At 62.6% G+C, this 14288-nt stretch carries 15 protein-coding genes; 8 read left to right on the top strand and 7 right to left on the bottom strand.

Translation table 11 applies throughout. From position 1 onward, the window contains the following. The first annotated feature begins 95 nt into the window (after positions 1-95). Positions 96-308: a cysteine-rich CWC family protein gene (locus BRA1417_RS45895; RefSeq protein ID WP_084462437.1), complete on the top strand. Its 213-nt coding sequence runs from the start codon at positions 96-98 to the stop codon at positions 306-308. A 160-nt stretch (positions 309-468) separates the two neighbouring features. Here the strand turns inward: BRA1417_RS45895 and BRA1417_RS0138445 are convergent, their stop codons facing one another. The 3 genes from BRA1417_RS0138445 to BRA1417_RS0138455 all read right to left on the bottom strand — a co-directional run bounded on the left by BRA1417_RS0138445 (position 469) and on the right by BRA1417_RS0138455 (position 2288). Next, entirely contained in the window at positions 469-1167 is a 699-nt protein-coding gene (locus BRA1417_RS0138445; protein ID WP_027520344.1) for a glutathione S-transferase family protein, read from the bottom strand. Positions 1168-1281: 114 nt separating this feature from the next. Further along, positions 1282-1512 (bottom strand): hypothetical protein, encoded by a 231-nt coding sequence (locus BRA1417_RS0138450; protein ID WP_027520345.1) that lies wholly within the window; start codon positions 1510-1512, stop codon positions 1282-1284. Then, a complete protein-coding gene (locus BRA1417_RS0138455) occupies positions 1509-2288 on the bottom strand; it encodes a sulfite exporter TauE/SafE family protein (protein ID WP_027520346.1) in 780 nt (259 codons plus the stop codon). The genes BRA1417_RS0138450 and BRA1417_RS0138455 overlap by 4 nt, the downstream gene beginning before the upstream one ends. Before the next feature lie 312 nt (positions 2289-2600). On the opposite strand from BRA1417_RS0138455, the gene BRA1417_RS0138460 reads away from it, so the two are divergent. The 4 genes from BRA1417_RS0138460 to uvrB all read left to right on the top strand — a co-directional run bounded on the left by BRA1417_RS0138460 (position 2601) and on the right by uvrB (position 7444). After that, positions 2601-3518: a LysR substrate-binding domain-containing protein gene (locus BRA1417_RS0138460; protein WP_027520347.1), complete on the top strand. Its 918-nt coding sequence runs from the start codon at positions 2601-2603 to the stop codon at positions 3516-3518. 312 nt (positions 3519-3830) lie between these two features. Continuing rightward, entirely contained in the window at positions 3831-4058 is a 228-nt protein-coding gene (locus BRA1417_RS0138465; RefSeq protein ID WP_007596778.1) for a hypothetical protein, read from the top strand. A 57-nt stretch (positions 4059-4115) separates the two neighbouring features. After that, entirely contained in the window at positions 4116-4346 is a 231-nt protein-coding gene (locus tag BRA1417_RS0138470) for a hypothetical protein (protein WP_027520348.1), read from the top strand. Positions 4347-4453: 107 nt separating this feature from the next. Next, positions 4454-7444, top strand: a complete 2991-nt coding sequence (gene uvrB, locus BRA1417_RS41570) for an excinuclease ABC subunit UvrB (protein WP_084462438.1) — start codon at positions 4454-4456, stop codon at positions 7442-7444. A 13-nt stretch (positions 7445-7457) separates the two neighbouring features. Here the strand turns inward: uvrB and BRA1417_RS42000 are convergent, their stop codons facing one another. The 4 genes from BRA1417_RS42000 to BRA1417_RS0138500 form a co-directional block, all read right to left on the bottom strand. Further along, complete coding sequence (locus tag BRA1417_RS42000; protein ID WP_156949115.1) at positions 7458-10178, bottom strand: ATP-binding protein; 2721 nt, start codon at positions 10176-10178, stop codon at positions 7458-7460. Positions 10179-10284: 106 nt separating this feature from the next. Continuing rightward, complete coding sequence (locus BRA1417_RS0138485; RefSeq protein WP_027520349.1) at positions 10285-10647, bottom strand: hypothetical protein; 363 nt, start codon at positions 10645-10647, stop codon at positions 10285-10287. Between the two features lie 7 nt (positions 10648-10654). After that, a complete protein-coding gene (locus BRA1417_RS0138490; protein ID WP_027520350.1) occupies positions 10655-11041 on the bottom strand; it encodes a hypothetical protein in 387 nt (128 codons plus the stop codon). Positions 11042-11428: 387 nt separating this feature from the next. Further along, a complete protein-coding gene (locus BRA1417_RS0138500; protein ID WP_027520351.1) occupies positions 11429-11671 on the bottom strand; it encodes a hypothetical protein in 243 nt (80 codons plus the stop codon). 261 nt (positions 11672-11932) lie between these two features. On the opposite strand from BRA1417_RS0138500, the gene BRA1417_RS0138505 reads away from it, so the two are divergent. The 3 genes from BRA1417_RS0138505 to BRA1417_RS0138515 all read left to right on the top strand — a co-directional run bounded on the left by BRA1417_RS0138505 (position 11933) and on the right by BRA1417_RS0138515 (position 14175). Further along, positions 11933-12385: a nuclear transport factor 2 family protein gene (locus tag BRA1417_RS0138505; RefSeq protein WP_027520352.1), complete on the top strand. Its 453-nt coding sequence runs from the start codon at positions 11933-11935 to the stop codon at positions 12383-12385. Between the two features lie 218 nt (positions 12386-12603). After that, positions 12604-13044 carry a nuclear transport factor 2 family protein gene (locus BRA1417_RS0138510; protein WP_007614806.1) on the top strand — a complete coding sequence of 147 codons (441 nt, stop codon included), beginning with the start codon at positions 12604-12606 and terminating at the stop codon, positions 13042-13044. Positions 13045-13257: 213 nt separating this feature from the next. Next, the gene (locus BRA1417_RS0138515) at positions 13258-14175 is read left to right on the top strand and encodes a hypothetical protein (RefSeq protein ID WP_027520353.1); all 918 of its coding nucleotides are present in this window, start codon (positions 13258-13260) and stop codon (positions 14173-14175) included. Positions 14176-14288: the final 113 nt, after the last annotated feature.

Raw genomic sequence — 14288 nt, forward strand, 5'->3', positions numbered from 1 at the left:
TGCCAACCGCTTTCCTGATACGTGCGCGAGGCCTAATATACCGCAGCGGGAGATGAACCCGGCATGAAAATGACAGCACAGCTTTTGCGCAAATCATGACAAATCCGCGAGAAATCCCAGTACAAGAACCGCGCCGCCTCGCCTGCTCCCGCTGCGGCGCCGAGTTCGGCTGCGACCTCTCAGGCACCTGCTGGTGCGCCGAAGAAACAGCGCGGCTGCCGATGCCGGTCAAGGGCGAGGATTGTTTGTGCCGGGCTTGCCTACGCGAGGCGGCGGCGATGCGTAGCGCGGATGGAGCGCAAGCGTAATCCTCCGCGTCGTCCTGGCGAAAGCCAGGACCCATTCTCCCAGGGGGTTGTTTGGCGAAGACTCGTCGTTCGGAACATCTACCGAGCGCTATCGATGGATTCCGCGGTATGGGTCCTGGCTTTCGCCAGGACGACGCTGAGGAGAGACAGCTCGCGACAACTACACCGCGTGCCCCGGGGATTTCCGCGCCATGCCGTCGAACGCATCGAGCAGCTTTTCGCGCCAGGCGTAGACCGGGTCATCCGCTTCCAGCAGCTTGAACGGGCTCGTCACGCGCGCCCACTGAAAACCGCCGAACACGATGTAGTCGGCATAGTTTGGTGCGGCGCCGCCGATGAAGGGCTGCTTCTTCAGGGTCTGCCGCATCACCTCGAGCGATTTGCGGAAGGCGACCACGCCGGCATCGCGGCTGGCCATGATCTCTTCCAGCGTCTTGCCGCCGAAACGCGCCTCGCGCGACTGGCGGAAATAGGCGGCGTCGACCTCGTCCAGATTCTTCGGGATGTCGGCGATGATCAGGGGAAAGATGCCGCCGACGATGGCGATGTCGCCCCAGGCGTTGAGCATGCGCGCCATGGCGCGGCCACCCTCGCCGCCGAACAGCGACGGCCGGTCCGGAAACTTGTCTTCGAGATAGGTCGCGATCGCCCAGGAATCGACCACCGGCTGGTCGTGATGCAGCAGCACCGGCACCTTCTCCGAGCCGTGCGGCGCAATCGCGCTTTTCTCGGTGAAGCGCCAGGGCAGCGTTTCCGCCGAAAGGCTCTTGTGCGCCAGCGCCATCCGCGTGCGCCAGCAAAACGGGCTGAACGGTCGCGATGCGTCGGTGCCGACGAGTTCGAAGAGTTTGAGCGACATCAAAGGGGTCTCCCGTATTCCGTCATTGCGAGCGAAGCGAAGCAATCCAGGACTGCCGCCGAAGAAACATTCTGGATTGCTTCGCTTCCGCTCGCAATGACGATGTGGCGACAGCTAGCGCCCGTTCGTGCGCAGCAGCCTCTCGCCGTCCTCCGTCACCGCGATGACCAGCCCGAGGCCGGCAATCGTCTCGCGCGCGACATAGCCGCGGTCGGCGGCGTCTTCCCAGATGGTCAGGCGCGGGCACGAGGTCTTCCAGGTCGCGATCACCTCGGCATAGGCGCGCGGCTCGCGCGCAACCCATTCAACGAAGTCCAGCACCAGCGGGTCGGCAGTCTCGCTCATTGCAAACCTCCCTTGTCGAAGGCTGCCAGCACGGGCGTGCGGACCAGCAGCCAGCTGCCATAGGCGACGTAGTAGCAGGCGATGGTGGTGATCAGCTTCATCGACCAGGCCACGAATTGCTGGTCGGTCATGGCTTCCAGGATGCGCCGCGCCAGCGTGGTGCCGAGCATCGAGGCCGCGATCGCGACCCCGGCGAGCACGGGATCGAGCGTCGCCGCCTGGTCGATCACGCCGCCGAAATAGATCAGCTTGGTGAAATGGCTGACGAGCTGGCACATCGCCTTGGTCGCCACCTTCTCGCGCCGGCCGAAATCGCCGCCGAGGAAGAAGGTGTCGAGCAGCGGCCCCGACACGCCGGTCATCAGCATGAGGCCCATGCAGATCGTGCCGTAGACGGTGCCCTGCCCGAGACGGTCGGGATCCGGCTTGATGTTCGCGGGCAGCAGCCGCGCCATGAACGGGGTGATGCCGAGCAGCAGCAGTGCGACCGGCTTGTCCGGCACGTAGCGCGTGAGCGACCACGCCGCGAGCGCGACAGCGGCGCCGACCATATAGTTTGCGACCGGCCGCCAGCGGATATGCGCGCGCCAGAGAAAGGCGCGCCAGCCGTTCGAGGCCATCTGCGTGATCGCATGCAACACCATCGCGGTCGGCAGCGGCATCAAGGCCAGCAGCACGCCGATCAGGATCAGCCCGCCCGCCATCCCGAACAGCCCCGAGAGGAACGCGGTGCCGACCATCAGCAATCCAAGGGCAGCGATCATGATCGGCGTCACGTGATGTTCTCCGGTGGTGGCAGGTAAGGGACGCAAAGGCGCTTCACTCCCTCGCCCCGCTTGCGGGGAGAGGGTGGGGTGAGGGGAGTCTCCGCAAGGGAACCAGCAGTGGGACTCGCGGAGGGGCCCCCTCACCCGGAATCCAAGCTGCGCTTGGATTCCGGCCTCTCCCCGCACGCGGGGAGAGGCGAAGGGCACCGCCTCCGCTTCGGCAAATCAGCCTAGATTACGCCGATATTTCTGCCTGCCTTGCTCCGTCCACGCAAACTGAGTTATCTTGGCCTGGCATCAGCTTTCCTGAGGGTCGGTCATTTGCGGCGCTTGCTGTTTCTCAACGGCATCAAGGCATTCGAAGCCGCGGCGCGGGCCGGCAGCTTTGCCGCGGCCGGGCTCGAACTGAGCGTATCGGCGGCGGCGGTCAGCCGCATGGTGCACATCCTGGAAGAACGGCTCGGCGTCGCGCTGTTCGAGCGCAAGGCCAACAAGCTGCTGCTCACGCAGGCGGGCCGCGCCTATCAGAGCGGGCTGACCCCTATCTTCGATGCGCTCGCAAGCCTCACCGCCCAGGTGACGGCGCCCTCGAGCGTCCGCGTGCTCACGATCGGCATCGGCCACACCTTCGCGATGCGCTGGCTGATCCCGCGCCTGTCGGAGTTTCGCAACGAGGAGCCCGACATCGAGGTGCGCTTCACCACCGGCGGCGCGTCGGTGCCGTTCGGCGAAGACTGGAGCTGCGGCATCCAGCTCGGTACCGGCGACTGGCCAGGGCTGGTCGCCGAGCCGCTGTTCGCCGGCGACCTCACGCCGGTCTGCGTGCCTCGCCTGGCTTCCTCGCTGAAGCGCCCGGCCGATCTTCGGGGACCGAGCCTGATCCGCGTCGCGCATTCGCCCGAGGACTGGCCGATCTGGCTCAAGGCCGCGAACCTCGCGCGTATCAACGCGCGGGGGCCGGAGTTCCAGTTCTACGGCCAGGCGCTTCAGGCCGCCGCCGACGGGCTCGGCATCGCCATGGGCATCCGGCCCTATATCGACGACGATCTCGCCGCCGGCCGGCTGGTGGCGCCATTCGATCTCTCGGTGCCCAAGGGCATGCGCTGGTACCTGCTCTATCGCAGCTTCCAGACCGAGCAGCGCGACTTTGCCGCGTTCCGCCGCTGGATCATGCGCGCGGCGTCGGAGCCCGCCGGCCGGCCCGTCCGGCGCACCGGCCGCACCAGCGCGCGGAACTGATCATCCACACGAGCAGGTTTGCTGAAGCCGCGAGCCCGGAATGCGGTGCACCTCTCCCGCTTGCGGGGGAGGTCGGCGCGAAGCGCGGGGTGGGGGCTCTCTCCACACTGGAAATCCCTCGGTGGAGACACCCCCCACCCCACCCCTCCCCCGCAAGCGGGAGAGGGAGCGCACTGAGTTTGCGGAACCGAATTCATTGGTCCCCAGACAAAAAAGCCTGCCGCTTGTGAACGGCTTCACATCCCAGAATCCGCAAACGTGGTGTTCTGACCCTCCAACAAGGCGCTCGAACAAAACATTTTGGGGACTGCAATGACGACCCTCTACGACGGCTTTGACATCGAATCCTTCGAAGCTGGCCAGGGGCTTTGGCACGCCCGGATCCGGCGTGCCGATTTCAGCCCGGTTGCCATCGACGGCGTGCTGTTTCCGGCCATGGAAGTCGGCTTCGCCTGGCCCGATCCCGATGCCGCGATTGCCCATGCCAAGCATCACATCGATCGCTTCCGCCGGCGAGCCGACGACAGCGACGACGAATAGGCGAGCGGGACTGCAGGCGACCAAGGAACGGCGCAGGGTCAAAGGGGGAAACCGGTCATGTCAGTCATCGAATTTGAAGACACGTCGCGGCCGAGGATTTACACCCGCAATGTGCTGTCCAGCTGCCCGGAATGCGATGGCGATCTCACGGTGCTCCGCGTGATCGGCGGCCGTGCCGGATGCGAGTATTGGGCCATGCGCTGCACCGATTGCGGCGGCATCCATCTCGACATCCTCGAGCCGCGCCAGGCGGCCGGGGACGATGAGGGACCGTCGCCGGCGGCCTGATTGCAAGATCCGGCGATCCAGGCCTGCTGCCAACCTGCTGTCAGCAGTCTGATCCGGGAGGGGCATTCGCTCTTTATTGCGAGGCGGACTCGCCCCATATTCGGAGCATGGCGAAGAAACCTGCATCCTCCGAAAAATCCGGCAAATCTCCCAAGGCCAAGGCTCCGAACGCGAAGGCGCCGAATTCCAAGGCGCCAAATTCCAAGGCGTCTCGCCCCGACGTGCAGCCGATCGGGCCGGCGCTGGCCGAGTTGCTCAATCCGGCGATCAATCGCGGCGATGCCGGGCTCGGATCGGGCACCGGCCTGCAGCCGCCCCCCGACAATTCGCGCGACCGGCGCTCCGGAGGCGAGGCCGCCGCGCATCGCGCGCGCGCCTCGACGCCGAAGGAGTTTCCGCAGGATAATACGAGGCCAATGCCGCTGCGGCCCAACCCGCAGCCGCCCGGCGCCCGCAACGCGGGCCTCGACGAGGCGCCGCAGGCCAATTATGGAACCGCGGCCACGATCCCGACGCTCGATCCTGAATTGGCGCGTCAACTCGGTCTTCCCACCGAAGAGGACGACGCCGAAGCGCTGGCGCGCCCACCGCGCAGCAAGATGGAGGCGCTTGGCGTCAAGGCGACCGCCGACGCGCTGGAATCGCTGATCCGCGAGGGACGGCCTGAGTTCCGCAAGGACGACGGCTCCACCAGGGTGTGGACCCCGCATCGGCCGCCGCGCCCGGAAAAATCCGAAGGCGGCGTGCGCTTCGAGATCAAGTCGCATTACGAGCCGCGCGGCGACCAGCCGACCGCGATCGCCGAGCTGGTCGAGGGCATCAACCGCAACGACCGCTCGCAGGTGCTGCTCGGCGTCACCGGCTCCGGCAAGACCTACACCATGGCGAAGGTGATCGAGGCGACGCAGCGTCCCGCCATCATCCTGGCGCCGAACAAGACGCTCGCCGCCCAGCTCTATGGCGAGTTCAAGAGCTTCTTCCCGGACAATGCCGTCGAATATTTCGTCAGCTATTACGATTATTACCAGCCGGAGGCGTATGTCCCTCGCACCGACACCTACATCGAAAAGGACTCCTCGATCAACGAGCAGATCGACCGCATGCGCCACTCGGCGACGCGCGCGCTGCTCGAACGCGACGACGTCATCATCGTCGCCTCGGTGTCCTGCATCTACGGTATCGGCTCGGTGGAAACCTACACCGCGATGACCTTTGCCCTGAAGAAGGGCGAGCGCATCGACCAGCGCCAGCTGATCGCCGACCTCGTCGCGCTGCAATACAAGCGCACCCAGGCCGATTTTACCCGCGGCACTTTTCGCGTGCGCGGCGATGTCATCGACATTTTCCCGGCGCACTATGAAGACCGTGCCTGGCGCGTGAATCTGTTCGGCGACACCGTCGAGACCATCGAGGAGTTCGACCCGCTCACCGGCCACAAGCAGGACGAGCTCGAATTCATCAAGATCTACGCCAACTCGCACTACGTGACGCCGCGCCCGACGCTGGTGCAGGCGATCAAGTCGATCAAAGCCGAACTGAAGATGCGGCTCGACCAGCTCCACGACCAGGGCCGCCTGCTGGAAGCGCAGCGGCTGGAGCAGCGCACCACCTTCGACCTCGAGATGATGGAGGCCACCGGAAGCTGCGCGGGCATCGAGAACTATTCGCGCTATCTCACCGGGCGCCTGCCCGGCGAGCCGCCGCCGACGCTGTTCGAATACGTGCCCGACAACGCGCTGGTGTTCGCCGACGAGAGCCACGTCACCGTTCCCCAGATCGGCGGTATGTTCCGCGGCGACTTCCGCCGCAAGGCGACACTCGCCGAATATGGTTTCCGGCTGCCCTCCTGCATGGACAACCGCCCGCTGCGCTTCGAGGAATGGGACATGATGCGGCCGCAGACGGTCGCGGTCTCGGCCACGCCCAGCGCCTGGGAGATCAACGAGAGCGGCGGCGTGTTCGTCGAGCAGGTGATCCGGCCGACCGGGCTTATTGATCCGCCGGTCAACATTCGCCCGGCGCGCACCCAGGTCGACGACCTCGTCGGCGAGGTCCGCGCCACAGCCCAAGCCGGCTATCGCTCGCTGATCACGGTGCTGACGAAGCGCATGGCGGAGGACCTCACCGAATATCTGCATGAGCAGGGCATTCGCGTCCGCTACATGCACAGCGATATCGACACCATCGAACGCATCGAGATCATCCGCGATCTGCGCCTCGGCGCCTTCGATGCGCTGGTCGGCATCAATCTGCTGCGCGAAGGCCTCGACATTCCCGAATGCGCGCTGGTCGCGATTCTCGACGCGGACAAGGAAGGCTTTTTGCGCAGCGAGACCTCGCTGATCCAGACCATCGGCCGCGCCGCGCGCAACGTCGACGGCAAGGTGATCCTCTATGCCGACCAGATGACGGGCTCGATGGAGCGCGCCATCGCCGAAACCGACCGCCGCCGCGAGAAGCAGGTCGAGTACAATACGGCGCATGGCATCACGCCGGAGAGCATCAAGAAGTCGATCGGCGACATCATGAACAGCGTCTACGAGCGCGATCATGTGCTGGTCGAGATCGGCGGCCACGACATGACCGACGACGTCATCTCGATCGGCCACAATTTCGAAGCCGTGCTCGGCGATCTCGAAACGAGGATGCGCGAGGCCGCCGCCGATCTGAACTTCGAGGAAGCCGCGCGGCTGCGCGACGAGGTCAAGCGCCTGCGCGCCACCGAGCTCGCGGTGGTCGACGATCCCACCGTCAAGCAGCGCACGGTACAGGGCAAGGCCGGCGCCTATGCGGGCGCGAAGAAATACGGCGACGCCGCCAATCTGCCGGTCAGCGCCATGAAGAAAAAGACCGTGAGCTCCGCGCTGAAGGCGAGCGGCGGCAGCGGCTCGAAGGTGCACAAGCCGCATCTCGACGAGATGCATGGCCCGGAATCCCTGCCCTATCGCGCCGATCGCGCGCTGCCGTCAAAGCCGTTCGGAGGCGAAAGCCGCATCATCCAGCCGACGGATTCACGGCAGTCAGGCCCGGAGTTCGGGCCATCACCGCGGTCGAGCGGAGGGGCGCCGGGGCATAGAGGTGGGTGGAAGAAGAGGTGAGGGCAATCGTTACTTAAATCCCATCTACCAAGATGATTTGCAGGGTTTCGAACATAATATCGTCGCCCCCTTTGAGCGAATGCCTGGGAGAGTCAGGCCCGGTATAACGGCCCAAGTTCGCCCCCGGCACATATTTCACTTTGAAGCCAGTACCACGTTCTGTCAGAGTCTTAACTACAACTGACAGCAAGTCACGATACTGATCTAGATCATCGTCCTTCAGCATCAGGTCGAATTCTTCATCGACATCGGCAACAAAGGCAGGAACCAACAAGGTCGACACTACCGTCAAGCCGCAAAAGTTTATCTCATCCGGATTTAAGTAGAGTTCAGTCTGATATTCGTGCGCATCCGCGCTTGAAAAAACTTGAATCGATAAGCCACCAAAGTGCCGCTGTGAAGCGGACGTCGGATAGGAATATATAGGGATAGTAAGACTTCCGGTTCGACCTATCGCAGCCACCAATTGCTCCAGATTCAGTGCGCCTTCACTTGTGCGCACACAAAAGATTGGGCGCGCGTCTCCCACTAGCCTGCCGAGACACCACGTCGCATGCTCGCGCTCTGAGGCGGAAAGCTTCCCTTTCCGAACACGTTTCACCTGCTCTTTGACCCATGCAGAAATTGCTTCATCTGGAGCAGCAAGGTTTTCCGGACTGCGATTTGCAGCTGAAACTCCGTATTCGGCCACGCCGACGATAGGGTCTCGCTCGTTATATTTGTTGATCGCGACGATGCCCCCCACCGATTTGAACGCCCCATGGTCGTAACGACCCAGGTTCAACCCACAGTAGCCATAGGGTCGATCTGCGGTCGCGAGAAGAGACAGCATATTTTTCTGCCGCGAGTTGTCTTTTTTTCCATCGACATTCACAAGACGCCAAATCGTCTCCAGGTCTTTCTCGTATATGAGCGGCTCGTTGAGACTGATTGAATTGCCGTCAATTCGGAGCGTTACACGGACATCCAATGCGCACACTAGCTGACTTAACCTAGCCGTGAGGCGACTATGCTGCGCATCATCAAGCGAATCATTTCTCGGAACGTCCCAGACACGCCGAGAAAGTGAGCGCAAGAAATCCTCCCCGACACGCACCTTTACCCGAGTATTGGCATTAGGTAGAGAAATTTCCTTCGGCATCTTGACTACTGAAAGATCTCCTCGACCCCGGACGCCATGCTGAAATGAAACCAGCACCCAGTCATCCAACCCACTACGAAACTCCTTCGACATTACAACTACGACATCCGAGTACATGAACACGGAGAAGAATCCGATTCCGAATTTACCTATTGGCTTAAAGTCGCGCTCGCTCGGGAGGCCAGGATACAGACGTGCGGCCGCCGGACTCGCCCAGAAGGACGTCCCGAAATCGAGAAGCGACCTAGTGATGGTCCTCTCAGACATGCCAATGCCGTTGTCTTCAACTATCATCCAGTATTCAGGCGACTGAGGGATGCGCTCGAATTCGATGAGTACTTGCCCGGGATAACGCTCCGTTGAGGTTGGTGAAAAATGTGGATCAACAAAGCGCCGGGCACGAATGGCGTCTACTGAGTTCTGGATAAGCTCTCGGAGAGGAACAATGGGCTCGTCTCCATACAACTGCTTCCCACCCAATCTTTCAATGATGCTACTTGGGTCGGATATCTTAGGTAGTGTATTGACCGGCCTCCAGCCGGAAACTTTCACTGAACTCGACAGAATGTCAGGATCACCAGCGCCGATTACTCTCCGAGCAGCAAGTGCGCGCCTACGGCGATCTGCTAGCAATGCATCGACACCTCTAAGCTCTCGATCCGCAACCTCGATCGCATCGAAACATAACCACCAATCGTCAGCCTCGTTCGCTTGAAAGCTGGATTTGCTTTCGAAGATCAAACCATCCTCTCGACGTTTCGCGGGATATATCTTGTTCTGAAAGTTCCAGTGCCGTTTCGAGACGCCGACTGGCTTTCGAATGGCGTAGAGAAAGCTTGGGGCACGGGTTTCATCTATCGCGCATGCATCCGCGCAGCGCAGGATAGATGCGAGAGTCAGCCCATCCACGTCCCAATCCCTCGGCCACGCCGCCGACGCAGGGGTCGAATCTCCGAAATATCTGGCCACCTCAGGTAGAGGCCAGTGATGGCTTGCCGATATATCCCCGATCAGAAGTCCATAGGACTCTAGGAGGTCGTCATTTTGGACTAGCGCCAGGGCCCGACCGGATGGGAGAGTCCATAGCGCAACGGCGAGCTCCTTGGCTTGTGAAGCATGACGTTCACGAAGGACTTGAAAAATCGCTTCGTCGCTAACATCTGATGGTGGCTGTTCTCGTTGATGACCAGTCGGATCTTCGACTCCTCGGCTCTTCCACGCGGCGACTACAGCATCGCGCCACTCTAACGAATTCTCTATATCCATGATCCCCTTGCGGTATGCAGCGAAAGCCATTCCGGCATCATGCAGCAGGAAGCTCGCGCCTAAGACGAATGCTTCCAAGGGGTTGATTTTGAAATCGGGTCCGCAGATCTCAGATGTGACGTCCCACAGACTATCTGCATGAGTCAGATCGTGGACCGTCAAGTTTGGGAGGGCCGCGTGAATCTCGCCAACCAAGACACCGGCACGATCGCGAAGTTGGCGGTAAGCTTCCGCCAAGGCTTCCCGGTCGCGCCTGTCGGGATCCTCACTTCGCTCGGCAAATGCAGCACGCCAAAGGCTCGACCGATCGTAAGGTCTAATTTTCAAAGCTCCCCCGCCTGAAATCAGGTTAATTTAAGGTTGTATCACCATTTGACCAATTATTGATAGTCGACGAAAGGTCAAAGGTATTCAATGAAGTGAAGACGGCTCCTCACCCCACGCTCGCTGCCAATAGCGACAGCAGCAGCACCGACGCCACCAATTGCATCGACGTCGCAGGCTTGGCGCGCCAGCGGGCGATCTTTTCGGAGAAGGACAGGCTGGCGTCGAAGAACAGCGGTTCGTGGGCGTTTGCAAAGCTCGGGAATGTCGATCCTGCCCAGATGGCGAGACAGCTGTAGAACATCGACGCCATCGCGATGGTGAGTGCGTGACTGCCGCCGCCGTCATGTCCCACGAGCTTCACCATCAGCGACGCCGCGGCGAAGATCGGGAAGCCCTGAAGGATCGTGGTGAGCGCAAAGCCCTCGAGCCAGTTGAGCGGGCCGGATTTCGACGTGGTGATAAAGGGCATGATGCGATCACCCCACGCTCGCCGTCACCACCGCCATCACCGACAGCAGCAGCACGATCGTCATCAGTTGCAGCGAGGCGGCCGGCTGGGTGCGCCATGCCGTGATCTTGTCGGCGAGCGACAGATGGGCCTCGAAGAACTTCGGTTCGTAGACGGTCTTGAAGAAGGCCGGGAAGTTCGGCCCGAAGGTCACCGCGAGCAGCGCATGGGCGAGCGAGGCGATGGCGACGAAGATGGCGACGCCGGGATCGCCGACCAGGTCGTGATTGCCGACCAGCTTGAGCAGGAAGGCGGCGGCGGCGAAGGTCGGGAAGCTCTGCAGCGTCGCGGTCAGCGCGAGGCCTTCGATCGCGTTGTGCAGGCTGGACTTTCTGACTCTGGCGATGGCGGCCATGGCACGTCTCCCTGATGACATGGGGAGGACGATAGCCACAGGGGAAGGCGCGCGATGTGAGCTGGCTCACGCCCGGCCGAGAGCCCGGGACGTGAGGCAGCCGAGACCGGCTCAAAGCTGGCGAAAGAAAACGAGATAGATGGCGAGGCCGATCGTCGAGAATGACAACAAGACGCCGACTCAATTGTACTTGACGCCCGCAGAACGGGAAGCCTTCCCCACGAAAGCGACGACGAAATACAGGAACAGGGTTGCGAGGACGAAACCCCACAAGGACTTCCCGACGTCCATTGTTCCCTCGCCTGGTTCAACCCCAGCGTTCGCGAAGGGAATTTACCATCGAAGCATGCCGGATAAATGACGGCGGAAGCGCAGTTTTCCGTCCCGTTACAGCTTGCCCTGCCCGTTCACCTGGCTCTGCTGCTGACGTTGCCTCTCCTGCTCTTGCTGCTCCTTGGCATGGTGGCGGCCATAGAGGCAGCCGGCGGCGGCGCCGAGGACGCCGTGATGGCCGGCATAGTGGCCGGCGACGCCGCCGACGACGGCGCCCTTGATGCAGCCCTTGGCATTGGCGGCGGAGGTCGCGCCACAGATGAGAAGTACGGCGGCGATGGCGGCGAGGGATTTCATGGATCGATGTCTCCGGATGCGGTGTTGCGACCTCAACGGGCACGGGCCCGTCCCGGTTCCGCGCCGCTTCCTACGCCCACGCCAGCTGCGCGGATTCGTGCAGGTGCCCGGTCGCTCAACCCTAAATTGCAGCCATGAACCTGGCATTGCGCTTGTGCGTCATATGGTCTGCAATATCACCTGTGGTTTTGCGGATTGCCGGTGTCCGAGGCTGCGCGTTAGCCTTTTCGCAACTCCACGCGGCCAATGAGGACGGGCGGAATGACGGTCGAAAAGCTCAATCGCCAGCGCGTGCTGCATCTGCTCGACGCGATCTCGCGCAGCGATCTCGAGGCCGCGCTGTCGTGCTGCACCGACGACGTCGACTTCCTCACCCACGCGCCGATCGACGTGCTGCCCCACATGGGCCCCTGCCACGGCAAGCAGGAGCTCGGCGAATTCTGGCGCACCGTGCAGGAGCGATACGCCGACATCCGCTACGAGGTGCCGCAGATCGTCGCCGAGGGCGACGCGGTCGCGGCCTATCTGCGCGTGTTCTTCAGGAAGCGCAGCAATGACCGCATCATTCAGGTCGACATGGCCATGTTCTACACTTTCCGCAACGGCCAGGTGGCGCAGATCCGCGAGATCATCGATTCCTACGATTTGGTGCAGCAGGTGCTGGAACGCGAGATCGGCCCGCTGATCGTAGGCGAGCGGGTGGACGGGGCTTAGCTCTCTCCAAACCGGCCCGGACCGGGAAAATACGGGGTTCTATTGTAAATCTCACACGCCGCGATCAATTGTGCATTGCGAAAACGTGAATTGCGTTTTGGCCGAATTGACGTATTTTGTTCGTATACAAATGAGTTGAGCGACCCCGCGGCACCTTATCCTGTGTGCTTGGGGTTGTTTTTCGTTTTTTTCGCAAGCCAGCTTCAGGACTGCCCAAAATGACAGAGCACAGCCTCTGGCGTTTCTCGCGCGCATTGCACCGCGCGATCAACGACCGGCATTTCGAGGACATCGAGGCCCTGATCGACGAGGACGTCGAGTGGGCGCTGTACGGCCCGATCGACATGTTTCCGTTTCTCGGCGCGCGCCAGGGCAAGGACGCCGTGCTCGACGTCATCCACCAGCTCGCCGACAATTTCCAGGTCCGCCGCTTCGACCGCGAAAGCATCATGCTCGGCGTCGATTCCGCCGCCTCGATGCTGCGCTATTCGCTGACCGCGCTGGATTCCAGCAAGCCGATCAGCTTGCGGGTGGCGCAGTTCGCCCAGTTCAGGGCGGGCAAGCTCACCAGCATGCGCGTGCTGATCGATACGTTCGATCTGGTCGAGCAGGCACTCGGCCGCGCCATTCATCTGCCGAAGATGACCAGCGTCGGCTGAACGGAACACCAACGGGCCCCGCAGTTCGGGACCGATGGCTGATGCTCCCCGCGACGCGTCCTGGCCTCCAGCCCCGCCGGATGCAATCGTGGAGAAGCTCGTCATCGGGCGCGCGCCTTTCGCGCGGCCCGTTGGTTCGCGTTGATGGAACCGCCACAATTTCGCAACGATGGTTCCGCATCCTCGGCGGGAGCTGGGCTGACGGGCAGGACGATGGAATTCGCGACAGGGTTTGGCTGGACCAGGCTGCCGATGCTGGCGGCCGCTTTCATCTTGGGATCGGTGCTGACGGTGTCGGCGCAGATCATTCCGCCCTTCTCCCCCGGCCCGGCCGCAGCGCCCGACGACGAGGCCGAGACGGCGGAAGCCCCCGACGTCAACGACCCCGACGTGCTGAGCGGCATCGACGTCGACAAGCTCGACTGGGGCCAGCTCGCGATCGACGCGGGCACGCTCAACGACATCATCGCCGCCAAGAAGCGCGCCCAGGCCGCCGCCAAGGACGGGCTGAACTGGGCGACGAACGCCAACGCCAACGGCTCCTCGGCGGTGACGGTGAAGCAGTCGGTATCCTCATTCTGGGACGCCCGCATCGGCGCCGACATGACGGTGGCGAGCGAGCCGCGGACGATGTCGGAGCTGCTGGCACAGAAGGCCACCAATGGCGGCAGCGTGCCTCAGTCGTCCGGCAGCGCCTGGGCGGCCGCGACCGCGCCGGGCGCGGGCGCGATCTGGGACAAGACCGCGGTCGAGGCCCGCGTCGATCCCGGCGCCGAGCAGAGCAAGCTCGGGGCGTCGCTGATCAAGTCGGTGCCGCTCTCAGGCGACACGTCGCTGACGCTGCAGAACGGCTACAGCGTCAACCAGCAGGGCACCACGGCGCTCCCCGGTGTCGGCGGTCACATCACGCGCAATTACGAGACCGACCAATCGGCCAAGGTCACTCTCACCGACACCGGCACCAGCGTCACCGCGGGCCAGTCGCTGTCGACCACTGACGACAAATGGCTGCGCAAGGTCGGCGCCGAACAAAAGCTCTTCGACAACGTCACCGTCTCCGGCTCAGTCGGCGAAACCTCGCAAGGGGCGATCAACAAGAGCCTGACGGCGGGTTTCAAGAAGAGCTGGTAGCTGGGCGCTGATCTTTCTCCTCACCATGAGGAGATAGGTTCTTCTCCGCGGACGCATTCAGACTTCCGTAACCATACGCCACGGCAAAGCCCCCGAATGGACCGCCCTTGCCG

Source organism: Bradyrhizobium sp. WSM1417 (assembly GCF_000515415.1).
Classification (GTDB): domain Bacteria; phylum Pseudomonadota; class Alphaproteobacteria; order Rhizobiales; family Xanthobacteraceae; genus Bradyrhizobium.

Excerpts from the sequence above, each read along its gene's own strand:
- BRA1417_RS45895 (WP_084462437.1), top strand. The coding sequence starts at position 96 with ATGACAAATCCGCGAGAAATCCCAGTACAAGAACCGCGCCGCCTCGCC.
- BRA1417_RS0138445 (WP_027520344.1), bottom strand. The coding sequence starts at position 1,167 with ATGTCGCTCAAACTCTTCGAACTCGTCGGCACCGACGCATCGCGACCG.
- BRA1417_RS0138450 (WP_027520345.1), bottom strand. The coding sequence starts at position 1,512 with ATGAGCGAGACTGCCGACCCGCTGGTGCTGGACTTCGTTGAATGGGTT.
- BRA1417_RS0138465 (WP_007596778.1), top strand. The coding sequence starts at position 3,831 with ATGACGACCCTCTACGACGGCTTTGACATCGAATCCTTCGAAGCTGGC.
- BRA1417_RS0138470 (WP_027520348.1), top strand. The coding sequence starts at position 4,116 with ATGTCAGTCATCGAATTTGAAGACACGTCGCGGCCGAGGATTTACACC.
- uvrB (WP_084462438.1), top strand. The coding sequence starts at position 4,454 with ATGGCGAAGAAACCTGCATCCTCCGAAAAATCCGGCAAATCTCCCAAG.
- BRA1417_RS0138485 (WP_027520349.1), bottom strand. The coding sequence starts at position 10,647 with ATGCCCTTTATCACCACGTCGAAATCCGGCCCGCTCAACTGGCTCGAG.
- BRA1417_RS0138490 (WP_027520350.1), bottom strand. The coding sequence starts at position 11,041 with ATGGCCGCCATCGCCAGAGTCAGAAAGTCCAGCCTGCACAACGCGATC.
- BRA1417_RS0138500 (WP_027520351.1), bottom strand. The coding sequence starts at position 11,671 with ATGAAATCCCTCGCCGCCATCGCCGCCGTACTTCTCATCTGTGGCGCG.
- BRA1417_RS0138505 (WP_027520352.1), top strand. The coding sequence starts at position 11,933 with ATGACGGTCGAAAAGCTCAATCGCCAGCGCGTGCTGCATCTGCTCGAC.
- BRA1417_RS0138510 (WP_007614806.1), top strand. The coding sequence starts at position 12,604 with ATGACAGAGCACAGCCTCTGGCGTTTCTCGCGCGCATTGCACCGCGCG.
- BRA1417_RS0138515 (WP_027520353.1), top strand. The coding sequence starts at position 13,258 with ATGGAATTCGCGACAGGGTTTGGCTGGACCAGGCTGCCGATGCTGGCG.